Raw genomic sequence first — 23,971 nt, forward strand, 5'->3', positions numbered from 1 at the left:
TATTTGTTTTGAATATAGTAGAATAGGGAAATAAGAGGAGTGTTTTCACTCCAACGCGCTGGTGGCCATCATAAATATTTACTGATGGCATAATAAAGGAAAACTTTATAGATTATTACTCTTTTATGAGGTGAAAGAATGAAAATTGCTGTTAGCGGCGGAGGAACTGGCGGTCACATTTATCCGGCACTTGCGCTTATAAGACAAATTCAAAAAGAACATAAGGATGCTGAATTTTTATATATTGGAACTGAAAAGGGGCTTGAAAACACAATTGTGAATCGTGAAAATATCCCTTTTAAGTCAATACATATAACCGGTTTTAAAAGAAAAATCTCTTTGGATAATGTAAAAACTGTTTTAAGGTTCCTGAAAGGCGTTCGTGACAGTAAAAAGATGCTTAAGGAATTTAAGGCGGATGTTGTCATCGGTACGGGCGGATATGTTTGCGGTCCTGTTGTATATGCTGCTTCAAAGCTGGGCATCCCGACCATAATACATGAGCAAAACAGCGTCCCTGGATTAACCAATAAGTTTTTAAGCAGATATGTAGATAAAATCGCAGTTTGTTTTGAAGAAGCTAAGGACTTTTTTCCGGAAACTAAAACCGTCATGACAGGGAATCCACGCGCATCGGAGGTATTGGGACAGGATGGAATCAGGGGAAGGCTGTCTGCGGGATTAAAGACAGGTGTTCCTGCCGTTATAATATTTGGCGGCAGCAGAGGAGCAAGGCCGATAAATGATGCAGTATTAAGAACACTGGCTGAGCTTGGTGAAAAGCCATATCAGGTTCTTTATATTACAGGGGATGTCCATTATGATGATGTACAAAAAGAAGTAGAACTTGTGGGAAGTCCTGAAAACGTAATAATCAAACCATTTATTCACAATATGCCAGAAGTGCTGGCCGGTGCCAGCCTTGTCGTATCACGTGCAGGAGCCACCACTTTGGCAGAGATAACTTCTTTAGGAATACCAAGCATTTTAATTCCAAGCCCATATGTAACAAATAACCACCAGGAGAAAAATGCAAGGGCGCTTAGTGACCATGGTGCTGCAGAGCTATTGCTTGAAAAAGAATTAACAGGCAAAAAACTTATTGATAGCATTGACCGAATTATTCTCGATAAAGATAAAATGGATAGCATGAAGGAAGCTTCGAGAAAGCTTGGAATCCGGGATGCATCAAGCAGGCTTTACAACTTAATGGCAGAATTGGTCTCAAATAATGGGAAGTAGCCCTGAATAGAAAATTTGCATAGAATAAATAAATTTAGGCATAGATCAATAGAAAGGGAGGTAAATATGGACGAATTTATCAGCAAGCTTAGAGAATTAAACATCGGTACAGTTAAAGAAAATGAGCCGATGGCTAATCATACAACAATGAAAATTGGCGGGCCCGCCGATTTGTTTATTGAGCCTTCTTCCATAGATAGCCTGGCAAAAGCGATGGATTTGATCCGTCAATATAAAGTGAACTGGAGAGCGATTGGAAGAGGATCGAATCTGCTCGTATCTGATGGCGGCATAGAAGGCGTGGTCATTAAATTGGGCCGAGGCATGGACCACTTGGATCTTAAAGGAACGGAGCTGAGAGCTGGCGGCGGTTATTCATTGGTTGCCCTCTCCACGATAATCAGTAAAAAAGGCTTGTCAGGACTTGAGTTTGCCAGTGGGATTCCCGGGTCGGTAGGCGGAGCAGTTTATATGAACGCTGGGGCTCACGGTTCAGATATTTCGCAAATCCTGACCAAGGCACATGTTCTTTTTGAGGATGGGAAGATGGGCTGGCTCACGAAGGATGAAATGGAATTTTCTTATAGAACCTCTATTCTCCAAAAGAAGCGTCCAGGAATTGTTCTTGAGGCCGTTTTTCAGCTTATAGAGGGAGACCGGGAAAAAATATCCTCCGCAATGCAAAAGAATAAGGATTACAGGAAGGAAACACAGCCTTGGAACTTCCCATGTGCAGGGAGTATTTTCCGTAACCCGCTGCCTGAATACGCCGGCCAGCTCATTGAAAAAGCCGGCTTGAAAGGCCACTCCATCGGAGGTGCTCAAATTTCCAATATGCATGGGAATTTCATCGTGAATGCGGGAGATGCAAAAGCGGAGGATGTTCTGGCGCTTATTCAGCATATTAAGGATACAATCTTTGATTATTACGGAATAAAAATGGAGACAGAAGTGGAAATAATCGGTCGAAAGTAACGGGAAATAATACCTCGCAGATACCATTTATTGTGATATAATGATTTATTAGATAACATTAAATGCAGTGTAAACGGCATGTGAAACATGCCGTTCTCTTCCCTAATTTTTTTATTGCATAAATTGTGCTGGACAAGCCACTTGATTGTTTTAATTTATTGTCCTTGCGCTTTTCCTGATGGGGTGATAAATGTGGAGAAAAGTAAGGTTGTCTCGCTTGAGGATCGAATCCCGAAGCTCAAACAACAAAGAAAAAAGAAAGCGAACAGAAGACTGATCTTTTTGCTGCTGCTTTTTTTCTCGCTGATTGTTTTAGTTATCTACTTTCAATCGCCCTTAAGCCATATTAAACAAATTAAAGTATCCGGCAATTCAATTTATGATAAAGAAGAAATTATTCAAATTAGCGGTGTTACTGAAAAAACAAATATTTGGAAGGTTGACGAAGAGGGAATGGAGGGTAAGCTTAAAGAGCTGCCTGAAATAAAATCTTCAACTATTAAGGTTCAGCTGCCAGGCACAATCATTATACAGGTAGATGAATTAAAGCGAATTGCCTACATAGCGAAAGAGAAGCACTACCTCCCTGTCATGGAGAATGGGAACATATTAAAGGATGAAAAAGCTGCAGAGATCCCTGTTAACGCACCAATCCTGCATGGCTTCTCTGAGGGTGACATCCTTGATATGATGATCGGAGAACTTGGAACCCTGCCCGAAGAGGTATTAAATTCAATTTCAGAGGTCCATCACTCTCCAAAAAAGACAGATTCCAATCATATTACTCTGTATATGAATGATGGTTTTGAAGTCAGTGCTACTTTAAGAAGTTTTTCAGAAAAAATGGCTCACTACCCTTCTATCATAAGCCAGCTGGATCCCGAGAAAAAGGGAATCATTGACTTGGAAGTAGGCTCTTATTTTAAAGCTTATGAAAAAGAGGGAGCTGAAGAGATTGAAGAAGAAAATGAAGGTGAAGGGTAATCATGTAATATTCTCCCTGGTCTTTCTTGTGCTGGGTTACATGATGGCTTTTTCCTATCACCTTACACAGGGAGAAGAAGAAAAGCCGGCATTGAGCGGGAAACAGTGGGAAAGAGACCTGGAGCTCCGTAATCAGCTTGTTGAACTGGAGGAAAAAAACAGAGCTCTTCAAAAAGAATTAAATCAAAAGCAGGAAAACGTTCTTGATATCGAAAAAGAGCTTTCACAGGAAGCGCAGGTTTATTTTAATCTTGCTGAGGATGCTGAGAAGTACAGGATGCATCTGGGAAAAGTGAAAGTAAAGGGCCCAGGAGTGGAAGTTACTCTTGTAGATGGCGATTACAATCCGGATGAAGATAACATTAATAATTATATTGTACATGAACACCATGTCTTTAAAGTGATTAATGAGCTCTATATTTCCGGTGCATCAGCGGTTGCCATAAACGGGCAGAGGCTGTCACACAGTTCATATATTGTATGCAACGGACCTGTGATAGAAGTAGATGGCTATCAGCACCCTGCACCTTTTGTCATTACGGCCATTGGTGATGCCGAAGTGCTTTCGTCCGCTCTGAATCTGACGGGCGGAGTGAAAGATACATTGGTAGATGAAAACATCCAATTCACTTTAGAGGAAAAGGGCGAAATTATCATTGAACCATTACTGGGTTCGTAAAGCCAAACTAGCATTCGTATAAAAAAATTGTCCACAGAATAATTTATTCGGGAAAGCAAGGTGGAATTAAAGTGGACAGCAAAAAGAAGTTCAGCTTTACCTTTATAACAATTGTAATTGGCTTTATGATTGCCATTCAGTTTCAAACAGTTAAGGAACCGGCAGTCCGGGATACGAGAGATACTTGGGAGCTTAGAGCTGACATTCTTAAGGAAAAGGAACTGCAATTAAAACTATTGCGTGAAATCAGTTCAAATGAAGAAAAAATTGCCCAATATGAAACAAAGCGCAAACAAAGCAAAGAACGAGTGCTTCGTGAGACGCTGGAGGAATTAAAAATGGAAGCCGGATTAAGTGAAGTGACGGGACCAGGCATAATCTTAACCTTAGAAGCGGTACATGAGGAGCTGCTCCTGGGCAAGCAGCCTGATTCTGTTTCACCAGATTTACTCAAGCGGCTGGTAAACGAGTTAAATATGTATGATGCCATGCACATTTCCATTGGCGGGAGAAGAATTATCAATACTACTGTCATAAGGGACATTAACAGGGAGACCATGATAGACGGCTATGCCTTAAAATCCCTGCCTATTGAAGTGAAAGTAATCACCGAGAATGTTCAATCTGCAGAGAAGCTTTTTAACCGCATGCAGGTATCAAAATCTGCAGAAGAATTCTTCATTGACAATCTTCGGGTAAAGGTGGAAAAGTCTGGAGAGCCAATTACGATTCCAGCATATGACGAGGCATTGAGAATCAGATATATGGAGCCTGTGAAACCTGATGAAGGAGGCAAATCATAATGTGGCTTCCCGTTTTAGGATTGATCATAGGTGTGATACTTGGACTTATGACAGATATAAAGGTGCCGGATGAATACTCGAATTATCTGTCCATAGCTGTTCTTGCTGCATTGGATACTCTATTCGGCGGGATTCGGGCACAGCTTCAAAACATTTATGATGAAAAAGTTTTCGTTTCCGGTTTCTTTTTTAACATCCTGCTGGCAGCAAGTTTAGCTTTTCTGGGTGTGCATCTTGGTGTAGACTTGTATTTAGCAGCAGTATTTGCATTTGGGGTCAGGTTATTCCAGAATATTGCGGTCATCAGAAGAATTTTAATCGCAAAATGGTCTCAAAACAGAGAAAAAACAGAAAAAAATGATATTTAAAAAAGGGAAAATATTAGTTTTGACGAATAATTTTATAGATAAACTAACTTATTAAAACAAACAACAGCAAAAAATGATTGTTGTTCAATAATCGGAATAGCAAAAAAAGGAGGTGCCAGAGAATGAACAGCAATGAAATATATGTTAGTCTTGACATCGGTACATCCAGTGTAAAAGTAATCATTGGGGAAATGGTCAATGACTCTTTAAATATTATTGGTGTTGGCAATGTACATTCAGAGGGGCTGCGCAAGGGCTCTATTGTTGATATAGACGAAACCGTTCATTCTATTAAAAAGGCAATCGAACAGGCTGAGAGAATGATAGGAATGGAAATAAAAAATGTGATTGTGGGGATAACTGGCAACCATGTTATGCTTCAGCCATCCCATGGCGTTGTCGCGGTCTCAAGTGAAAATAGGGAAATAACAGACGAAGATGTTGCTAGAGTTATTGATGCGGCACAAGTTGTTTCAATCCCGCCGGAAAGAGATATCATTGATGTTATTCCAAAACAGTTTATCGTCGACGGATTGGACGAGATCAGTGATCCCCGCGGAATGATTGGTGTGCGTCTGGAAATGGAAGGCACCATTATTACTGGATCAAAAACGATTTTACATAACACACTGCGCTGTGTGGAACGCGCCGGCCTTGAAATCATGGATATTACACTTCAGCCTCTGGCGGCAGGTGCATTCGCATTATCCAAGGATGAAAAAAACCTTGGAGTTGCACTTGTTGATATTGGCGGCGGCTCCACAACCATTGCCATATTCGAAAATGGTTATTTAAAGGCAACCAGTGTCCTTCCTGTAGGTGGAGACCATATTACAAAAGATTTGTCAATCGGACTCCGCACTTCTACAGAAGATGCAGAAAAAATTAAAACAAAGTATGGCTATGCGTTCTATGACCATGCATCTGAAGACGAAGTATTCAGTGTGCCTATCATCGGAAGTGATCAGCATCAGCAATTTAATCAGCTGGAAATTTCAGATATTATAGAAGCCCGAATGGAAGAAATTTTTGATCTTATCCAGCACGAAGTGAAACGTCTGGGTGCAAAAGACCTTCCCGGCGGCTATGTTCTATCTGGGGGCGTAGCCAACACTCAGGGGATCCTTGAACTGGCACAGGATGTTTTCCAGAATAGAGTCCGCATTGCAATTCCAGATTATATTGGAGTGAGGGAACCGCAGTACACAACTGCTGTTGGATTGATTAAGTTCGCCTATAAGAATGCCAAAATACAGGGCAGAAAAATGGAGCAGCCAGTGACTGTTCCTGAAGCAAAAGAAAACCGAGTGCAAAAACCGCAACCGCAACCGAAAACAAAGCCGGAAAAACAGCCGGAAGAAAAGATCACATCAAGAGTTAAAAAGTTCCTCGGATACTTTTTCGAATAACTTGATTTGATTCGCAAGGGTTAGGGAAACGGAATCGAAAGCCATACGGCGGATAGTAAAAGCACTGAAACCCCAGTTGGGAGTGCGTAAAAAAGCGAATCAAAAAAGGTGTTCTTAGGAATGTCGACGAATTAGGAGGATAAGTCATGTTGGAATTTGATACAAATTTGGATTCATTAGCAACTATAAAAGTCATCGGCGTTGGAGGCGGCGGTAACAATGCAGTAAACAGAATGATTGAGCATGGTGTTCAAGGTGTCGAGTTTATTGCAGTTAACACGGATGCGCAGGCGCTGAATTTATCAAAAGCAGAAGTAAAAATGCAAATCGGAGGCAAGCTTACAAGGGGACTTGGGGCTGGTGCCAACCCTGAGGTAGGCAAGAAAGCGGCAGAAGAAAGTAAAGAGCAGGTTGAAGAAGCACTTAAAGGAGCGGATATGGTATTCGTTACTGCTGGTATGGGAGGAGGAACTGGAACTGGAGCGGCTCCAGTCATTGCCCAGATTGCACGTGATTTAGGTGCTCTTACTGTCGGTGTTGTTACGCGCCCGTTCACATTTGAAGGCCGCAAGCGTTCCACTCAGGCAGCCGGCGGAATTGCGGCTATGAAGGAAGCGGTTGATACACTGATCGTCATTCCAAATGACAGGCTATTAGAAATCGTTGATAAAAGCACCCCAATGCTTGAAGCATTCCGCGAAGCGGATAATGTTTTACGCCAGGGTGTTCAGGGTATTTCCGATTTAATCGCTGTCCCAGGATTAATTAACCTTGATTTTGCAGATGTGAAGACAATCATGTCCAATAAAGGTTCAGCACTAATGGGAATTGGTGTGGCTGCAGGAGAAAACCGTGCAGCAGAAGCCGCGAAAAAGGCGATTTCTTCTCCTTTACTTGAGACATCCATTGATGGAGCACAAGGCGTCTTAATGAATATCACCGGCGGGTCGAATCTAAGCCTGTATGAAGTACAGGAAGCTGCTGACATTGTTGCTTCGGCATCTGATCAGGATGTCAATATGATCTTCGGTTCCGTTATTAATGAAAATCTTAAAGATGAGATCGTTGTGACAGTTATTGCAACTGGATTTAATGAAGAAGTGATCCAGCCTAAGCCTATGAGACCAACATTTGGACAGCCAAAATCTTCTCCAAACATGGGCACGGCTATGAAGCGTGAGTCTAAAAGGGAGGAAGCTCCACAGGAAACTGTAAGAAGCAGCCAATCTCACCAGCCGGAAGAAACGTTGGATATCCCGACGTTTCTGCGCAACCGTAACCGCAGAAGATAATATATGAATGAAAAAACACCTGGAATCAGCTCGATTCCAGGTGTTTTTTACAATTGTCATGAAAGTTTTTACACATTTAAGCACTGCTCAAAGTGATGAGCCATGCGTATTAAATTTTTAAACTGATTGAGTTTCCTTTAATTGCATTGATGGCCCGAAGAATTCATAGCGGATATTTTCCTTTTTAATACCTGCATCAAGCAATGCTTCATACATAGCCTGCATGAAAGGCACTGGACCGCACATATAAACCATACTTTCCTTATTTGACACAATTGTTTTTAACCACTCAGAAGTAATATAGCCTTCTTTGCTGTAGACTTTTTCCGTTTTATCTTTATCTGTTGGATTTTCATAACAGAAATATGATTTAACTAATGGATTATTCTTTGCAATCTCCTGAATTTCGTTAGTAAATGCCTGTACATTTCCATTGAGTGCAGCATGAACAAAAATAGTTTCATGATTTATTCCTGTCGCATCAAGATGACGAAGCATGCTGTGCATTGGTGTAATGCCTACCCCGCCGCTAAGCAGAACCACAGGCTTATCCACGTTCTTCAGAACAAATTCTCCTGCAGGGGCACTAATCTCTATACAATCGCCTTCGTTAAGGTCATTGTGAAGATAGCTGGAAACCTTTCCGTCCGGCTTTTCAGAGTTGCCTTCTTCCTTCTTTACAGAAATTCGGTAATATGATTTTTCCGGGGAATCAGACAGGCTGTATTGGCGAATATGTGTGTATTCTTCCCCTGGAATCGTTAATTTCACACTAATATATTGACCCGGAAGGTAGCCGGAAATATTTCCTTCATCAGCAGGTGTAAAGTAGAAGGATGTAATCACATCACTTTCTTTCACCTTTTTTGCCACTGTGAACGTTCTGAAGTCATCCCAGCCTCCTGGCTTATGTGCTGCATCCTCATAAAGACTCTTTTCTAATCCGATGAATGCATCAGCTATAACACCATATGCTTTAACCCATGCATCAATTATTTCTTCAGTTGCGGCCTCTTTCAGTACTTCCTTGATTGCAAGGATTAAGTGCTCTCCCACAATTGGATAATGTTCAGGTTTAATTCCTAATGATCTGTGTTTATGTGCGATTTGTGTGACAACTGGAATAATAGCTTCGAGATTATCGATATATTTTGCCGCAGCATATACTGAGTTTGCAAGTGCTTTTTGCTGACGGCCCTGCTTTTGATTAGCGTGATTGAAAATGTTCAGCAGTTCAGGGTGATTTGTAAACATCAGTTTATAAAAGGTTTTCGTAATATCTTCACCGTGTTTTTCAAGTACAGGTACAGTGCTTTTAATAATTTCAATTGTTTTTGTGTCTAGCATATCAGCAAAACTCCTTTTTATTATTTTCACTGTCATTATAGTTGATAATAAAAACAAAAAATGTGATATAAATCACACCCAGGGAAAATAGGAAGGGGCAATGAATAGAAAAATAATGACAAAATCCGTTGGGAATAGGGAAAATTTCTATCTTTTTGCATACAGAAAGCGACACACTTTCTTTACTGAAATGCGCTATACTTTTTTCAACAGAATCATAGCACTTTAACTATATGAGAGAATCGGAACCTCAAGTCAATCTATCAGATTCTGATTTGATCGCAGTCTAACGGGCAGTAAGACCCCTACTTCAGGACTATGCGGAATCAACGGAGGAAAAGTGGGGGTCAAACTGCCCGTAAAGGCCCGATTGGTTCAACTAACAATCAGCGGGGGATAAAGAAAACCCCCACTTCTTGAAGTTTCACTTTATAAAGGAGGAAGATAATTGACGGTCTATTTGGATGTTATCTGGGCATTGAATTTTATGTTTGACAGCCTTCTCCTTTATTTAACAGCCATAATTTTAAAAAGAGAAACCAGACTCTGGAGAATTTTTGCGGGCGGCTTCATAGGATCGATCATCATTTTATTAGCATTTACACCATTTAATGAATATTCAGGTCACCCGTTCACTAAGCTATTATTCTCCATTGCAATGGTACTGACTGTTTTCGGCTTTAAGCGTTTACGTTATTTTGTAAAAGGTCTCATGACTTTTTATTTTGCTACTTTTTTAGTTGGAGGCTCCTTAATAGGCATTCATTATTTTATCAATTTTGATTTTAAGCTTTCTTCATCTGTCATGATGGCCAGTGTCAAAGGCTTCGGTGATCCTATCAGCTGGCTGTTCGTGCTTCTTGGGTTTCCTCTAGCCTGGCACTTTTCAAAGAGAAATGTTGAAGGAATTGAGATGACAAAAATTCATTATGATTCTTTAATTTTGGTGCGTATTGTGATCAATAAAACAGAATATTGCTTCAAAGGCCTGATTGACAGCGGCAACCAGTTATACGATCCCATTTCGAAAATGCCTGTGATGTTTATATCCATAAAAGACAGGCTAGATGAATTTCCGCCTGAAATTAGTAAATTGGCAGGGAACCCGGAGGATATCATCATGGGCAGCGAGTCAATTGGAGGGGATTGGGAGCATAAAATGAGGGTCATTCCATGTAAGGTTGTTGGACAAGAACACCAATTAATCATAGGGTTCAAGCCTGACAGGATTCTCCTTGAAAAAGAGAATGAAATAATCGAAGCGGAACGAGGATTAATATCATTTTCCATGCAGCAGCTTTCAGCAGACGATGCGTTTCAGTGCATTGTACACCCCAAGATGCTTACAGGTAAAAGTACAATGAAGCCGGATGCAAAAGTAAGTTAATATACTATACTCTGCACGAACTTAATTTAGAAGGAGGACAATTCATGAAAAAGTTAAAACTTCGCTTATCCTACTATTGGTATAAATTATTGATTAAGCTGGGGATCAAAACAGATGAAGTATATTATATAGGCGGCAGCGAAGCACTACCTCCTCCACTCAGTAAGGAAGAAGAAGAGATGCTCCTGATCAAGCTTCCAAAAGGAGATAAAGCGGCAAGATCCATTTTAATTGAAAGAAATCTTCGTCTTGTTGTGTATATTGCCAGGAAGTTTGAAAATACAGGCATCAATATAGAGGACTTAATCAGTATTGGAACGATTGGGCTTATTAAAGCAGTGAATACATTTAACCCGGAGAAAAAAATCAAACTGGCTACATATGCATCCCGCTGTATTGAGAATGAAATTCTAATGTATTTAAGAAGAAACAACAAAATCCGTTCTGAAGTTTCCTTTGATGAACCACTAAATATTGATTGGGATGGCAATGAACTTCTTCTATCCGATGTTCTGGGCACTGAGGATGATATCATTACCAAAGATCTCGAAGCAAATGTTGATAAAAAGCTGCTGTTAAAGGCATTACATCAACTTTCAGATCGTGAAAAACAGATAATGGAACTTAGATTTGGCCTCGGATCAGGTGAAGAAAAAACTCAAAAAGATGTGGCAGATATGCTGGGAATTTCCCAGTCCTATATTTCACGTCTGGAAAAAAGAATAATAAAAAGACTTAAAAAAGAATTTAACAAGATGGTTTAGAAGTTTAATGCCGGGAATATTTTTTACAGAATTTTGCAAGGAGAAAACCTAGTGTTAATGATGCTTTGACAATTTTCCCATCAGGCAGCCTGATTAGCCGGTGCATATTTTTCCTTTCCAAGGAGATACTGTTTTTTGTACAGCAGCTCCTGTGAGGAGGGAAATGGATTGACTCGAAATAAAGTAGAAATTTGCGGTGTTGATACTTCAAAGCTTCCAGTTTTAAAAAACGAAGAAATGAGAGAGCTCTTCAAGCAAATGCATAAGGGGGATATAACCGCACGGGAAAAACTCGTCAACGGCAATTTGCGCCTCGTATTGAGTGTGATTCAGCGTTTTAATAACAGAGGCGAATTTGTTGATGACCTTTTCCAGGTCGGCTGTATCGGTCTGATGAAATCTATTGATAATTTTGATCTAAGTCAAAACGTTAAGTTTTCCACCTATGCCGTTCCAATGATTATTGGGGAAATACGCAGGTATCTGCGTGATAATAATCCGATCCGTGTTTCCCGTTCTTTAAGGGACATTGCTTATAAAGCTCTGCAAGTAAGAGAACGCCTCATGAGTAAAACATCCAGAGAGCCAACAGCAGAAGAAATAGCTAAAGAACTGGATGTGCCTCATGAAGAAATCGTTTTTGCACTGGATGCCATCCAGGATCCTGTTTCCTTATTTGAGCCGATTTATAATGATGGCGGGGATCCTATTTATGTGATGGATCAGCTTAGCGATGAACGGAACAAAGATATTCAGTGGATTGAAGAAATAGCGCTCAAAGAGGGTATGAGGAGATTGAATGAACGGGAAAAACTGATTCTCAGAAAACGCTTCTTCCAGGGCAAAACGCAAATGGAAGTGGCAGAGGAAATCGGCATTTCCCAGGCACAAGTTTCAAGGCTTGAAAAAGCGGCCATCAAACAAATGAATAAAAATATTCAAAGCTAGAGCAGCCAATTTGGCTGCTTTTTATATTTACCGAACATTTTTCTTATAGAAGCAAACATATATTGAATAAGAACAAAAATTGGGAGTGAAGTGTCGATGGTGAAAATATCTGAATTTCAAATGAAGGATGTTGTAAATGTAGCTGACGGCAAAAAACTTGGAAATATTGGGGACATAGATATTAATATAAATACAGGGAAAATTGAAGCGGTAATTATCGGAGGCGCGGGGAAAGTGTTAGGTTTCTTTGGCAGGGACGCAGATATTGTCATTCCATGGAATAATATTATAAAAATTGGTGAAGATGTCATACTTGTCCGCTATCAGGATGCGGTTGAGCCGAAATATATAGAGGAAGAGGCATAAGAGTTGTTAATGGTGTCATCACTGCCTTCCTTGTGGTAAACTATAGAAAAATAAAATGGGGTTAGTCGCATGGAACCATTTTCTTTAAAAACGGAAGAGTATTTTGTCATAAAAGAGTGGGCAGATCGTTTTCCTAATATAATGGCTGGTTTTACAACTAAAAAAGGCGGCTTCAGCAGTGATGAATATGGAACGCTTAATGCAGGATTGCACGTGAATGACAGCTATGAAGCAGTCAGTCAAAATCGGCAGCATGTGGCTGACTTGCTTGGATTTTCTATTGAAAAATGGATTGGCGCTGAACAAACTCACGAAGTAAACATAAAAAAAGTTACTGGAAATGATAGAGGGAAAGGTGCTCTTGTTTACGAAGATTCCTTTTCGGATACTGACGGCTTTTTCACTTATTCTAAAGGTGTCATGATGACCCTGTGTTACGCTGATTGTGTCCCGCTTTATTTCCTGCATGAAAAGACAGGAGCCATAGGCATTGCCCATGCAGGTTGGAAAGGTACTGTAGGGGGGATTGGCAGGAATATGGCTGAACTGTTTGCAGGTGAAGGCATAGACATAAGAGAGGTCCAAGCCGTGATTGGCCCTTCCATTTGCGGAAACTGTTATATTGTTGATGATCGTGTTATTTCAAAAGTGCAAAAAATACTAGAAGATGTCGATATAAAGCCATATAATCAAATTAGTGACAATCAATTCCAGCTTGACCTGAAAGAATTAAATAGAAAAATCCTTGTAAATTCAGGGATTCCACATGAAAATATCATGATGACTGATTTTTGCACTAGCTGTCATGCAGACTATTTTTTCTCCCACCGAAGAGACAGGGGAATTACCGGCAGGATGTTGAGCTTTATTGGCTGGAAGGAGGAAGCAGGAAGCTAAATGAGAGTAGAAGAAAATTTAAAGAGAATAGAGGCAGCCATCCACGAAGCGTGCATAAAGGCTAACCGTAAGCCGGAAGAAATTACCGTAATTGCTGTTACTAAGTACGTTTCAGTGGAAAGAGCACAAGAAGCCCTTGAAGCAGGTATTCATCATTTAGGGGAAAACAGAGATGAAGGAATTCTTGCTAAATGGGAAGTGTTAAAGGACAGGCCAACCTGGCATTTTATCGGAACACTGCAAACGCGCAAAGTGAAAAATATAATTGATAAAGTCGACTATATTCATTCACTGGACAGGCTATCCCTTGCTAAAGAAATTAACAAGCGGGCGGATCGAAAGATAAATTGCTTTGTTCAGGTCAATGTTTCAGGCGAAGCGTCGAAACAGGGAATTAATCCTGAAGAGGCAGCTGACTTTATTTCAAGCCTGGCTGATTATAAAAATCTCAATATCATTGGCCTGATGACAATGGCGCCGCATACAGCAGACAAAGATTTGCTTCGTGCCTGTTTCCGTAAACTCAAGGACCTTCAAAAACAGGTAAAGGAGCTGGGATTTGATTTTGCTCCTTGTACTGAGCTTTCAATGGGCATGTCCAATGATTTTACTCTGGCAATTGAAGAAGGTGCCACAATGGTTAGGATTGGGACAGCTTTAGTAGGCAAAGAGGGTCAGGAGGTTTAATAAAATGAGTATAAAATCAAAATTTAAAACATTTTTCTTCCTGGATGATGAATATGACTATAAGGAAGAGGAAATCATCGAAGAAGAAAGAGAGCCAGTGAAGCAAGTGCAGAAACAGCAGCAGCCAGTTCAAAAACAGAACATTGTCAGCCTCCAAAGTGTGCAGAAATCTTCAAAAGTAGTTCTTGTTGAACCTCGAGTATATGCAGAAGCACAGGATATTGCGGATCAGCTGAAAAACAGAAGAGCTGTTGTAGTCAATCTGCAGAGAATAGAAAAAGATCAGGCAAAGCGCATTGTTGACTTTCTAAGCGGAACCGTTTATGCCATCGGCGGAGACATTCAGAAGATTGGAACTGATATCTTCTTGTGTACACCTGACAATGTTGAAGTATCAGGGAATATCTCTCAGCTGATGAAAGAACAAGAAATAGAAAATACGAGGTGGTAGCACTTAATGGAATTAGTATTTGGAATATTGTCATCTGCAATTTATTATTACTCATGGGCACTGATTATTTATATTCTGCTGTCCTGGTTCCCTAATGCAAGGGAATCTGCTTTTGGCCAGTTTCTGGCAAGGATATGTGAACCGTACCTTGAGCCTTTCCGCAAAATCATTCCGCCGCTCGGAATGATTGATATTTCTCCAATTGTGGCTATCTTAGTTTTGAGATTTGCCACTGGAGGTTTGCAGCAGCTTTTTTATTGGATTTCATAAGACTGACAAAACAGGGCTACCAAAATGGCCCTTTTTTATTTGTATAAAAGGAGGTCGGCTAAATTTGACCATTTATCAGCACTTCCGGCCGGAAGAAAAAGAATTTATTGATCAGGTTCTTAACTGGAAAGACCTTGTGGAAAATACATATGCATCAAAGCTTACGGATTTCCTTGATCCAAGGGAGCAGCAAATTCTTAACAGCGTCATAGGACAGCATTCAGGAATCTTATTTGCTTTTTTTGGCGGAACTTCAAATGTTGAGAGAAAGAGAGCCCTGATATTTCCGGATTACTATGAAAGTGATGAGGAAGATTTTCAAATTCGGCTGTTTGAACTGGAATATCCAAAAAAGTTTATCAGCATTGAACATCCTCAAGTCCTGGGCAGTCTAATGTCTCTGGGGCTAAAGAGAGGAAAATTCGGTGATATCCTTTTTGAAGATGACAGAATCCAATTTTTTGCAGCACAAGAAATTGAAGATTACATCAGTCTGCAGCTGCAGTCAATTGGCAGAGCGACAGTATCTTTGAAAAAGCAGCCCTTTTCTCAGGCGATTCAATCATCAGAGGTGTGGAAAGAAAGCTCCATCACCTCTTCATCCCTAAGATTGGACACAGTCATCTCAGCCATCTATAACATCTCAAGACAGAAATCCCAGCTCTATATCCAACAGGGACTCGTCAAAGTCAATTGGACGCAATTAGAAAACCCCTCATTTGAATGTCAGCAAAGCGACATCATTTCAGTCAGGGGACAAGGCCGTTCCAAAATCATAGAAATAGATGGGAAAACAAAAAAGGACAAATGGAGGATAATTGCAGGGAGGCAGAGTTAGTAAAGCAGGAGAGGGTTTTAACAAACCTATATTGAGGCTATTTATTTGTTTGTTGTTCAAAATGCAACATATTGTTAATCTGCTGAGTTGATCCTCGCTGTGGGCACTTGATCCTCGTAAATGCTGCAGCAATTCCTGCGTAAGGTGTTCATTCGAGGAAGTTTATTCAATGTCCTGCGGGAGTATCGGGACAGGTGAGACCCACAGGTGCAAAGCGCTGAGGAGGCTCACCGCACGCCCCGCGGAAAGCAAGTGTCCGCAGTGGAAATCAACGGGCAATATTAAAAGCCAAAAATAATTAAAAGACAGTTAAAAGAAATAATTTTAATTTGAAGGATTTTGAAACAACCTGTCGAATAAATAATCAAAAGACTAAGGAGTCTGCTATAATTAAAATGAACCAGCAGGCTCATACCAATTTACATAAGATCAACAGACCTGGGAGGTGGCACTCATGCCATTAACACCGTTAGATATTCATAACAAGGAATTCAGCAAAGGATTCCGAGGTTATGACGAAGACGAAGTGAACGAATTCCTCGACCAAATCATAAAGGACTACGAAATACTGATCAGGGAAAAAAAAGAGCTTGAAGAAAAACTCAATGAAACAAATGACCGCATTGGCCACTTTACCACAATTGAAGAAACACTTAATAAATCTATTGTGGTTGCACAGGAAGCAGCAGAAGAATTAAAACGCAATGCTCACAAAGAAGCAAAGCTAATCATCAAAGAAGCTGAAAAAAATGCTGACAGGATTGTAAACGAATCCCTATCCAAAGCGAGAAAAATCGCACTGGATATTGAAGATTTAAAGAAACAGTCCAAAGTATTCCGAACACGCTTCAAAATGCTTGTTGAAGCACAGCTTGATATGCTGAATAACGATGATTGGGATCACTTAATGGAATATAAGCTGGATTCCACTGAACTCAAATCATTAAGAGAAGAAGAAGAATCACTGGCTTGACGAAAGCTGGAAATATCGCATATAATTTTAAAACAAAGTAAATACAATGTTTATCAACAATGAGAGGGACAGTACAGTCTTATCAAATAGCTTATTTTCAGAGTGGCATACTCACTCTAAAAGCGAGCCGGGGATGGTGGAAGCCCGGGTATAAGCAAAAGCTGGAAAATCACCCTTGAGTTCCTTGCCGAACGTTAAGAAATCAGTAGGCCAAGGCGGATCATTCACGTTAAGAATGCTTTGAGCGGATGAAATTTCATTATATTTCATCTACAAGGGTGGTACCGCGGGAGAATAAAACCTTCTCGTCCCTTTTTGGGATGAGAGGGTTTTTTGTATTATCCCGAGGTTGTTCTAAGCTCTCATTGGCTATCATGGTATTTAATGAGTTACAAACAGGAGGAAAAGGAATGGATTACAAAGATAGTTTATTAATGCCAAAAACTGAATTCCCAATGCGTGGAAATCTTCCAAAGCGCGAACCTGAAATTCAGGCGAAATGGGAAGAGATGAACATTTATGAAAAGGTCCAGGAACGGACAAAAGGACGTCCGATGTTTGTTCTTCATGATGGACCTCCATATGCAAATGGCGACATCCACATCGGCCATGCGCTGAACAAGATCTTAAAGGATTTCATCGTACGCTCTAAGTCGATGACTGGCTATAATGCTCCTTATGTTCCTGGGTGGGATACACATGGTCTGCCAATTGAGCAGGCGCTGACAAACAAAGGCGTAAAGCGTAAAGAAATGAGTGTTGCTGAGTTCCGCGAGCTATGTGAAGAATACGCATATGAGCAGATCGACAGCCAGCGCGGACAATTTAAGCGCTTAGGTGTCCGAGGTGATTGGGAGAACCCATATATCACACTGAAGCCGGAGTATGAAGCCCAGCAAATTAAAGTTTTTGGGGAGATGGCGAAAAAAGGCTATATCTATAAAGGCAAGAAGCCTGTTTATTGGTCTCCGTCATCTGAATCTGCTTTGGCAGAAGCAGAAATTGAATATAAAGACAAACGTTCGCCATCCATTTATGTTGCATTTAAAGTAAAAGATGGCAAAGAAGTATTGGACCAGGATACTAATATCGTCATTTGGACTACAACTCCATGGACCATTCCGGCAAACCTTGGAATTTCAGTTCATCCGGACCTTTCCTATACTGTAGTTGAGGTAAACGGCAAAAAGTTTATGGTTGCAGAAGATTTATTGGCAGCTGTGGCTAAAGAGTTCGAATGGGAAGGTTATCAAGTTGTCCAGACGGTTAAGGGGACTGACCTTGAGAATGTGATTGCCGAACATCCGCTTTATGGCCGTGATTCTCTTGTCATGCTGGGGGAACATGTTACAACTGATGCTGGTACAGGATGTGTCCATACTGCTCCCGGACATGGGGAAGATGATTTCCAAGTCGGCATGAAGTACGGGCTTGACGTATTATGTCCTGTAGATGATAAAGGAAACATGACAAATGAAGCTCCCGGCTTTGAAGGGTTATTCTATGATGCAGCCAATAAGCCGATTACTGAGAAACTTGAGGAAGCAGGAGCATTATTAAAGCTGACTTTTATTACTCACTCTTATCCACATGACTGGAGAACGAAAAAGCCTGTTATTTTCCGTGCTACGGCCCAATGGTTTGCATCCATTAAGGATTTCCGCAATGAGCTTTTGGAAGCTGTTAAAGAAACAAATTGGTATCCTGCATGGGGTGAGACCAGACTATTTAATATGGTCCGGGATCGCGGTGATTGGTGCATCTCCCGCCAGCGTGTATGGGGAGTGCCTATCCCGGTCTTTTATGCGGAAAATGGCGAAGAAATTATCACAGATGAGACGATTGAACATGTATCAAATCTTTTCCGAGAACATGGTTCAAATATCTGGTTTGAGAAAGAAGCGAAAGAATTGCTTCCTGAAGGGTTTACACATCCCGGAAGCCCGAATGGCCAGTTTACAAAAGAAACGGATATTATGGATGTTTGGTTTGATTCCGGTTCTTCCCACCAGGCAGTTCTTTTAGAGCGCGATGATTTACAGCGTCCAGCAGATTTATACCTTGAAGGTTCTGACCAATACCGAGGCTGGTTTAACTCTTCACTTTCAACTGCGGTAGCAGTAACAGGGAAAGCGCCTTACAAAGGAGTGCTGAGCCACGGTTTCACACTTGATGGTGAAGGAAGGAAAATGAGTAAATCCATAGGAAATGTAGTTGTTCCGGCAAAAGTTATGAACCAGCTTGGAGCTGACATTTTGCGTTTATGGGTGGCTTCAGTTGATTATCAGGCTGATGTCCGGGTATCTGATGCTATTCTGAAGCAGGTTGCCGAAGTGTATAGAAAGATTCGCAATACTTTCCGCTTCTTGCTTGGAAATTTGGATGATTTTAATCCGGCAGCAGACTTGGTATCCTTTGAGAATCTGCGTGAAGTGGATCAGTTTATGCTAGTGAAGCTGAACAAACTGATCAAGAGTGTTCGCGAGTCCTATGATCGCTATGAATTTGCCAGCATCTACCATGCTGTCAACAATTTCTGTACATTGGACCTTAGTGCATTTTACCTTGATTTTGCAAAAGATGTCCTTTATATTGAAGCAAAAGATAATGCAGAACGCCGTGCAATCCAAACTGTTCTTTATGAGAGCCTGATTGCTCTTGTGAAGCTTGTTGCACCTATTCTTTCCCATACATCTGATGAAGTTTGGAGCTTTATTCAGAATGTGAAAGAAGAAAGTGTTCAATTAACAGATATGCCTGAATATACGGAGCTTCCGAACGCTAAACAGCTGGAAGACAAGTGGACTTCATTCATGAAGCTTCGCAATGATGTCCTAAAGGCATTGGAGGAAGCACGTAATGAGAAGGTGATCGGCAAATCCCTTACTGCTAAAGTAACCCTTTATGTAAATGATCAAGCCAAGAGCCTTCTGGATTCAATTCAGGAAAATCTTCAGCAAATCTTTATCGTGTCTGGATTCGAAGTAGCAGGCAGCCTGTCAGATGCACCTGAAAATGCCGTGAAATTTGAAAACACTGCTATTGTTGTTTCCAAAGCTGAAGGTGAAACATGCGACCGCTGCTGGACAGTTACTCCAGAAGTTGGCCAGACAGAAGGATATGACACGCTTTGCCCCCGCTGTGCAGATGTTGTGAAAAATAATTATAGCCACTTGGCTTAATACCGGCAGTCCCTCAAATACTGGGGGACTGTTTTTAATTGAACTTCTTCAAATTCTTTTTATAAATAATTCCACCTTCACTAAATGTTGTGCCGTTTGCTAAAAGTTTGTCCGTGTCTGAAACCCGTTCCGAGAAAATAATAAAGTAAACATCAGAGAACGGAGGAAAAAGCATGGATGCAAAAGCAGAAGGGCTATATACAGAACTCCGTAATACAAGACAGGAAATATTGGAAAGGCTAATGGAAGGCAACAGTTCCCCGTTGATAAAGCCTATTTTATTGGAAGAGCTGCATGATATTGAACAAACACTAGGCAAAATTGAATCAGGAAAATTCGGCAAGTGTGAAATTTCAGGTGAGCTGCTGCCGGAAGATTTGCTGCAGATGATTCCTACGTTAAAAACAATGGAGGATTGCAGCAGGCTGGGGAATTTCTACAGAAAGTCTATTTTCCACTGAGTTTAAGCGCGTGCTGTGTTTTTTATTAAGTTTGTGCTAAAATGCAAAGGTAATGATATGAGATATGGGGGTTGCCTTTGTGTTTTATTACATAATTGCATTGTTCGTAATTGCACTAGATCAGTTTACGAAGTGGCTGATTGTAAAGAACTTTGAATTAGGGGAAAGTGTTAAAGTTATCGAGGACTTTCTTTATATTACATCACACCGCAATCGTGGTGCTGCCTGGGGCATCCTGCAGGGGCAAATGTGGTTTTTCTACGTAATAACCGTTATTGTCATAATTGGTATCATTTATTACATTCAAAAAGCAGCCAAAGGCAAATTGCTTCTTGGAGTCTCTTTGGGCCTGATGCTGGGCGGAGCGATTGGAAACTTTATTGACAGGGTATTTCGAAAAGAAGTGGTGGATTTCGTAAACACTTATATTTTTGGCTATGACTTTCCCGTTTTCAATATTGCTGACTCGGCGCTGGTTATCGGTGTAGGACTATTGATGATTCAGATGCTGCTTGAAGAGAGAGAAGCAAAGAAAAAGGAGAAATCTTATGGAGAAAATGGAACACATCATTCCTGATGAACAGGCAGGAGAAAGAATAGATAAAGTATTATCCACATTGAATGCGGATTGGTCAAGAACTCAGGTACAGCAATGGATCAAGGATGGCAATGTTTTAGTGAATGGCCAAAAGCCTAAAACCAATTACAAATGTTCTGAAAACGATAGAATTGAAATATCAATACCTGATCCGGAAGAACTCGATGTAGTGCCTGAAGAAATGGATTTGGATATTTATTATGAAGACCAGGATGTCCTCGTTGTAAATAAACCAAAAGGAATGGTTGTCCATCCGGCAGCCGGGCATGGAACAGGCACACTTGTAAATGGTCTTATGGCTCATTGCAAAGACTTATCAGGAATTAATGGGGTCATGAGGCCCGGGATAGTTCACAGAATAGATAAAGATACGTCGGGACTTCTCATGGTTGCAAAGAATGATATGGCACATGAAAGTCTTGTGAACCAGCTGATGAACAAAACTGTTACACGTAAGTACCGGGCCATTGTCCATGGAGTTATTCCACACGATTACGGTACAATTGATGCGCCAATCGCCCGCGATCCCAAAGACCGTCAAAGCATGAGTGTTGTGGACAATGGAAAACATGCGGTTACTCATTTTCAGGTCCTTGAGCGTTACAGGGATTTTACACTGGTGGAATGCCAGCTGGAAACGGGAAGAACACATCAAATCCGTGTTCATATGAAATACATTGGCTATCCTCTGGCAGGAGATCCTAAATACGGTCCCAGAAAGACTCTTGATATTGGCGGACAGGCACTTCATGCAGGCGTTCTGGGCTTTAAACATCCACGTTCCGGCGAGTACCTTGAATTTGAAGCACCTGCGCCTGCTTATTTTAAGGAACTAGTAGATAACCTGGCTAATAATCGTTGACAATTGTCCAAATGTGCTATATGATGACAATAGTTGAATAAGTCCTTTAAAACAGTCCCGTGAGGCTGGGAAGGAAACGGATTGAATAAGGAGAATTGTATCTTTATTCTGCAGAAAGAAATCGTTTACCCTCTCACCTGATCGGTGAGAGGGTTTTTTGTATATAAAATTTGATAATAGGGGTGATCATGATGCCGCAGCAAAAAGCTATTGTTTTGGATGACCAGGCAATCAGGAGAGCGCTGACAAGGATTGCTCATGAAATCATAGAGAAGAATAAAGGGATTGAAAATTGTATTCTGATTGGAATCCGGACCAGGGGAATTTACCTGGCGAACCGTCTGGCGGAGAGGATTGAACAAATTGAGGGAGCCAAAATTGATGTAGGCGAAATTGATATCACTCTCTATAGAGATGATCTTACAAAAAAGACTGAAAATCAGGAGCCGCTTGTCAAAGGATCCGATGTTCCAAAAGATATTAACGATCAGAAGGTGATCCTGATCGATGATGTTCTTTATACTGGAAGAACAGTAAGAGCTGCCCTTGATGCGCTGATTGACATCGGGAGGCCATCGCAGATTCAGCTGGCAGTCCTTGTGGACCGGGGCCATAGGGAGCTTCCTATAAGAGCTGATTATGTAGGAAAGAACATTCCAACCTCCAGTTCGGAAAAAATTGTCGTTGAGCTCAAGGAAGTGGATGAAAACGATCAGGTAAGTATATATGAAAATTAAATAGCCCTTTTAAATGCAGTCCAGAGAGGCTGGCAAAGGGGAACACAGCAGAATCGGTCTGTCTATTGCTGTGCTCTTATACCCTCTTTGCGAATCTGGCAAGGAGGGTTTTTTAATAAAAAGCAGAGGAGAGATCGTAATGAATAAGCCTATTTTAGATATAAAGGATGTTCCAAAACCAGCCCATTGGCTGACATTAAGTTTACAGCATTTATTCGCAATGTTTGGTGCCACTATACTTGTACCTTACTTAGTAGGTTTAAATCCTGCCATTGCTTTAATCTCAAGCGGACTGGCGACGATAGCCTTTCTAATCATTACAAAATGGCAAGTGCCGGCATACCTTGGTTCATCTTTCGCATTCATTGCCCCGATCATAGCTGCCAAAGCTGCCGGTGGACCGGGTGCTGCCATGATCGGGAGCTTCATGGCAGGACTTGTGTATGGAGCTGTTGCCCTGATCATCAAAAAAGCAGGATACCGCTGGATTATGAATCTGCTTCCGCCAATTGTGGTTGGCCCGGTTATCATTGTAATCGGATTGGCTCTGGCTGGTACAGCAGTCGGTATGGCAATGAATAACCCTGAAACCGGGGAGTACAGCATGCTGCATTTCTCAGCAGCGCTTATCACTTTAGGTGCAACAATCATCTTTTCCATCTATGCAAAAGGTATGCTCAGCATGGTGCCGATTCTGGCAGGCATCATCATCGGCTATGTATACTCACTGGCTGTGGGCCTGATAGACTTCTCGCTTGTGCAGCAGGCAGCCTGGTTCGAAATGCCGGAATTCCTCATCCCGTTTGCAGACTATGAAGTGAGGATAACCCTCGATCTTGCGCTTCTAATGATTCCAGTAGCTGTTGTGACAATCTCTGAACATATCGGCCATCAGCTTGTCCTTGGAAAAGTAGTTGGAAAAGATTACATTAAAGAACCGGGTCTTCACCGCTCCATCCTTGCTGATGGAACAGGAACCATAATCTCGGCATTAATCGGGGGTCCGCCAAAGACAACTTACGGTGAAAACATTGGTGTACTCGCCATAACGAAAATTTACAGTGTCTATGTACTTGCGGGTGCTGCAGTCATCGCCATCATCTTCGGATTCATTGGCAAGGTAACAGCACTGATCAGCTCGATCCCTACTCCAGTAATGGGCGGTGTATCAATCCTTCTGTTCGGGATCATCGCATCCTCAGGATTAAGAATGCTGGTTGACAGCAAAGTGGATTTTGGAAACAACCGCAATCTGGTTATCGCATCAGTCATCCTTGTACTGGGAATTGGCGGAGCTCACATCGAAATTTGGGCATTCAAACTGGAAGGAATGGCACTGGCAGCAATCAGCGGTGTTCTCCTGAACCTGATTCTCCCTGGCAGGGAAGAGGCTAAGGAAGATATGTTTGAAACAGAAAACGAAAAAAAAAATAATGTAGCTTAACGCTTTT

Annotated in this window: 25 protein-coding genes and 1 other annotated feature; of the genes, 24 read left to right on the forward strand and 1 reads right to left on the reverse strand. The window is 41.2% G+C overall.

Going from position 1 to position 23,971, the window contains the following annotated elements; translation table 11 throughout:
• The first annotated feature begins 138 nt into the window (after positions 1 to 138).
• From murG to ftsZ, 8 genes are all read left to right on the forward strand, one after another.
• On the forward strand, positions 139 to 1,242 hold the full coding sequence (gene murG, locus PBF_RS06945; protein WP_035328781.1) for an undecaprenyldiphospho-muramoylpentapeptide beta-N-acetylglucosaminyltransferase: 1,104 nt from the start codon (positions 139 to 141) through the stop codon (positions 1,240 to 1,242).
• 66 nt (positions 1,243 to 1,308) lie between these two features.
• Positions 1,309 to 2,217 carry a UDP-N-acetylmuramate dehydrogenase gene (gene murB, locus PBF_RS06950; protein WP_035328783.1) on the forward strand — a complete coding sequence of 303 codons (909 nt, stop codon included), beginning with the start codon at positions 1,309 to 1,311 and terminating at the stop codon, positions 2,215 to 2,217.
• Positions 2,218 to 2,409: 192 nt separating this feature from the next.
• Positions 2,410 to 3,201, forward strand: a complete 792-nt coding sequence (locus PBF_RS06955; RefSeq protein WP_035328785.1) for a cell division protein FtsQ/DivIB — start codon at positions 2,410 to 2,412, stop codon at positions 3,199 to 3,201.
• A complete protein-coding gene (locus tag PBF_RS06960) occupies positions 3,149 to 3,880 on the forward strand; it encodes a DUF881 domain-containing protein (RefSeq protein ID WP_035328787.1) in 732 nt (243 codons plus the stop codon). The genes PBF_RS06955 and PBF_RS06960 overlap by 53 nt, the downstream gene beginning before the upstream one ends.
• A gap of 71 nt (positions 3,881 to 3,951) precedes the next feature.
• Positions 3,952 to 4,683, forward strand: coding sequence for a DUF881 domain-containing protein (locus PBF_RS06965; RefSeq protein WP_035328801.1), 732 nt, complete (start codon positions 3,952 to 3,954; stop codon positions 4,681 to 4,683).
• Positions 4,683 to 5,051, forward strand: a complete 369-nt coding sequence (locus PBF_RS06970) for a small basic family protein (RefSeq protein ID WP_019381715.1) — start codon at positions 4,683 to 4,685, stop codon at positions 5,049 to 5,051. Before PBF_RS06965 ends, PBF_RS06970 begins: the two co-directional genes overlap by 1 nt.
• 122 nt (positions 5,052 to 5,173) lie before the next feature.
• A complete protein-coding gene (gene ftsA, locus PBF_RS06975) occupies positions 5,174 to 6,460 on the forward strand; it encodes a cell division protein FtsA (protein WP_035328805.1) in 1,287 nt (428 codons plus the stop codon).
• Between the two features lie 146 nt (positions 6,461 to 6,606).
• Positions 6,607 to 7,752, forward strand: a complete 1,146-nt coding sequence (gene ftsZ / locus PBF_RS06980; RefSeq protein WP_035328809.1) for a cell division protein FtsZ — start codon at positions 6,607 to 6,609, stop codon at positions 7,750 to 7,752.
• Between the two features lie 117 nt (positions 7,753 to 7,869).
• Here ftsZ and hmpA read toward each other — a convergent pair whose 3' ends face one another.
• Positions 7,870 to 9,099, reverse strand: coding sequence for an NO-inducible flavohemoprotein (gene hmpA, locus PBF_RS06985; RefSeq protein WP_035328812.1), 1,230 nt, complete (start codon positions 9,097 to 9,099; stop codon positions 7,870 to 7,872).
• A gap of 448 nt (positions 9,100 to 9,547) precedes the next feature.
• Here hmpA and spoIIGA point away from each other — a divergent pair, with 448 nt between their 5' ends.
• The 16 genes from spoIIGA to PBF_RS07065 all read left to right on the forward strand — a co-directional run bounded on the left by spoIIGA (position 9,548) and on the right by PBF_RS07065 (position 23,964).
• Positions 9,548 to 10,486, forward strand: a complete 939-nt coding sequence (spoIIGA, locus tag PBF_RS06990) for a sigma-E processing peptidase SpoIIGA (protein ID WP_035328815.1) — start codon at positions 9,548 to 9,550, stop codon at positions 10,484 to 10,486.
• Positions 10,487 to 10,530: 44 nt separating this feature from the next.
• Positions 10,531 to 11,250 carry an RNA polymerase sporulation sigma factor SigE gene (gene sigE, locus PBF_RS06995; protein WP_009330857.1) on the forward strand — a complete coding sequence of 240 codons (720 nt, stop codon included), beginning with the start codon at positions 10,531 to 10,533 and terminating at the stop codon, positions 11,248 to 11,250.
• Positions 11,251 to 11,418: 168 nt separating this feature from the next.
• Entirely contained in the window at positions 11,419 to 12,198 is a 780-nt protein-coding gene (gene sigG, locus PBF_RS07000) for an RNA polymerase sporulation sigma factor SigG (RefSeq protein WP_026041699.1), read from the forward strand.
• A gap of 96 nt (positions 12,199 to 12,294) precedes the next feature.
• Entirely contained in the window at positions 12,295 to 12,564 is a 270-nt protein-coding gene (locus PBF_RS07005; protein WP_035328818.1) for a YlmC/YmxH family sporulation protein, read from the forward strand.
• A gap of 69 nt (positions 12,565 to 12,633) precedes the next feature.
• Entirely contained in the window at positions 12,634 to 13,461 is an 828-nt protein-coding gene (gene pgeF, locus PBF_RS07010; protein WP_035328820.1) for a peptidoglycan editing factor PgeF, read from the forward strand.
• Positions 13,462 to 14,148, forward strand: coding sequence for a YggS family pyridoxal phosphate-dependent enzyme (locus PBF_RS07015; RefSeq protein WP_035328824.1), 687 nt, complete (start codon positions 13,462 to 13,464; stop codon positions 14,146 to 14,148).
• A gap of 4 nt (positions 14,149 to 14,152) precedes the next feature.
• The gene (locus PBF_RS07020) at positions 14,153 to 14,599 is read left to right on the forward strand and encodes a cell division protein SepF (RefSeq protein WP_035328826.1); all 447 of its coding nucleotides are present in this window, start codon (positions 14,153 to 14,155) and stop codon (positions 14,597 to 14,599) included.
• 6 nt (positions 14,600 to 14,605) lie between these two features.
• On the forward strand, positions 14,606 to 14,869 hold the full coding sequence (locus PBF_RS07025; RefSeq protein WP_009330847.1) for a YggT family protein: 264 nt from the start codon (positions 14,606 to 14,608) through the stop codon (positions 14,867 to 14,869).
• A gap of 64 nt (positions 14,870 to 14,933) precedes the next feature.
• The gene (locus tag PBF_RS07030; RefSeq protein WP_035328827.1) at positions 14,934 to 15,707 is read left to right on the forward strand and encodes an RNA-binding protein; all 774 of its coding nucleotides are present in this window, start codon (positions 14,934 to 14,936) and stop codon (positions 15,705 to 15,707) included.
• A gap of 454 nt (positions 15,708 to 16,161) precedes the next feature.
• Positions 16,162 to 16,680, forward strand: coding sequence for a DivIVA domain-containing protein (locus tag PBF_RS07035; RefSeq protein WP_035328829.1), 519 nt, complete (start codon positions 16,162 to 16,164; stop codon positions 16,678 to 16,680).
• Positions 16,681 to 16,730: 50 nt separating this feature from the next.
• Positions 16,731 to 16,996: a binding site (T-box leader), on the forward strand.
• A 94-nt stretch (positions 16,997 to 17,090) separates the two neighbouring features.
• A complete protein-coding gene (ileS, locus tag PBF_RS07040; RefSeq protein ID WP_035328831.1) occupies positions 17,091 to 19,862 on the forward strand; it encodes an isoleucine--tRNA ligase in 2,772 nt (923 codons plus the stop codon).
• A gap of 173 nt (positions 19,863 to 20,035) precedes the next feature.
• Positions 20,036 to 20,323 carry a hypothetical protein gene (locus tag PBF_RS07045; protein ID WP_035328832.1) on the forward strand — a complete coding sequence of 96 codons (288 nt, stop codon included), beginning with the start codon at positions 20,036 to 20,038 and terminating at the stop codon, positions 20,321 to 20,323.
• 79 nt (positions 20,324 to 20,402) lie between these two features.
• Positions 20,403 to 20,900 carry a signal peptidase II gene (gene lspA / locus PBF_RS07050; RefSeq protein ID WP_009330836.1) on the forward strand — a complete coding sequence of 166 codons (498 nt, stop codon included), beginning with the start codon at positions 20,403 to 20,405 and terminating at the stop codon, positions 20,898 to 20,900.
• The gene (locus PBF_RS07055) at positions 20,872 to 21,783 is read left to right on the forward strand and encodes an RluA family pseudouridine synthase (RefSeq protein ID WP_035328834.1); all 912 of its coding nucleotides are present in this window, start codon (positions 20,872 to 20,874) and stop codon (positions 21,781 to 21,783) included. Before lspA ends, PBF_RS07055 begins: the two co-directional genes overlap by 29 nt.
• A gap of 191 nt (positions 21,784 to 21,974) precedes the next feature.
• Positions 21,975 to 22,520 carry a bifunctional pyr operon transcriptional regulator/uracil phosphoribosyltransferase PyrR gene (gene pyrR, locus PBF_RS07060; RefSeq protein ID WP_035328836.1) on the forward strand — a complete coding sequence of 182 codons (546 nt, stop codon included), beginning with the start codon at positions 21,975 to 21,977 and terminating at the stop codon, positions 22,518 to 22,520.
• A gap of 139 nt (positions 22,521 to 22,659) precedes the next feature.
• On the forward strand, positions 22,660 to 23,964 hold the full coding sequence (locus PBF_RS07065) for a solute carrier family 23 protein (protein WP_035328838.1): 1,305 nt from the start codon (positions 22,660 to 22,662) through the stop codon (positions 23,962 to 23,964).
• Positions 23,965 to 23,971 lie beyond the last annotated feature (7 nt).

Source organism: Cytobacillus firmus DS1 (assembly GCF_000565285.1).
Taxonomy (GTDB): domain Bacteria; phylum Bacillota; class Bacilli; order Bacillales; family Cytobacillaceae; genus Cytobacillus; species Cytobacillus firmus_A.

Coding starts and splice junctions, on each gene's coding strand:
- PBF_RS07035 (WP_035328829.1), top strand. CDS start 16,162: ATGCCATTAACACCGTTAGATATTCATAACAAGGAATTCAGCAAAGGA.
- PBF_RS06970 (WP_019381715.1), top strand. CDS start 4,683: ATGTGGCTTCCCGTTTTAGGATTGATCATAGGTGTGATACTTGGACTT.
- ftsZ (WP_035328809.1), top strand. CDS start 6,607: ATGTTGGAATTTGATACAAATTTGGATTCATTAGCAACTATAAAAGTC.
- hmpA (WP_035328812.1), bottom strand. CDS start 9,099: ATGCTAGACACAAAAACAATTGAAATTATTAAAAGCACTGTACCTGTA.
- pyrR (WP_035328836.1), top strand. CDS start 21,975: ATGCCGCAGCAAAAAGCTATTGTTTTGGATGACCAGGCAATCAGGAGA.
- PBF_RS06960 (WP_035328787.1), top strand. CDS start 3,149: ATGAAAAAGAGGGAGCTGAAGAGATTGAAGAAGAAAATGAAGGTGAAG.
- PBF_RS07055 (WP_035328834.1), top strand. CDS start 20,872: ATGGAGAAAATGGAACACATCATTCCTGATGAACAGGCAGGAGAAAGA.
- sigE (WP_009330857.1), top strand. CDS start 10,531: ATGAAAAAGTTAAAACTTCGCTTATCCTACTATTGGTATAAATTATTG.
- ileS (WP_035328831.1), top strand. CDS start 17,091: ATGGATTACAAAGATAGTTTATTAATGCCAAAAACTGAATTCCCAATG.
- PBF_RS07005 (WP_035328818.1), top strand. CDS start 12,295: ATGGTGAAAATATCTGAATTTCAAATGAAGGATGTTGTAAATGTAGCT.
- PBF_RS07065 (WP_035328838.1), top strand. CDS start 22,660: ATGAATAAGCCTATTTTAGATATAAAGGATGTTCCAAAACCAGCCCAT.
- PBF_RS07045 (WP_035328832.1), top strand. CDS start 20,036: ATGGATGCAAAAGCAGAAGGGCTATATACAGAACTCCGTAATACAAGA.
- PBF_RS07020 (WP_035328826.1), top strand. CDS start 14,153: ATGAGTATAAAATCAAAATTTAAAACATTTTTCTTCCTGGATGATGAA.
- murG (WP_035328781.1), top strand. CDS start 139: ATGAAAATTGCTGTTAGCGGCGGAGGAACTGGCGGTCACATTTATCCG.
- ftsA (WP_035328805.1), top strand. CDS start 5,174: ATGAACAGCAATGAAATATATGTTAGTCTTGACATCGGTACATCCAGT.
- PBF_RS07015 (WP_035328824.1), top strand. CDS start 13,462: ATGAGAGTAGAAGAAAATTTAAAGAGAATAGAGGCAGCCATCCACGAA.
- PBF_RS07025 (WP_009330847.1), top strand. CDS start 14,606: ATGGAATTAGTATTTGGAATATTGTCATCTGCAATTTATTATTACTCA.
- pgeF (WP_035328820.1), top strand. CDS start 12,634: ATGGAACCATTTTCTTTAAAAACGGAAGAGTATTTTGTCATAAAAGAG.
- murB (WP_035328783.1), top strand. CDS start 1,309: ATGGACGAATTTATCAGCAAGCTTAGAGAATTAAACATCGGTACAGTT.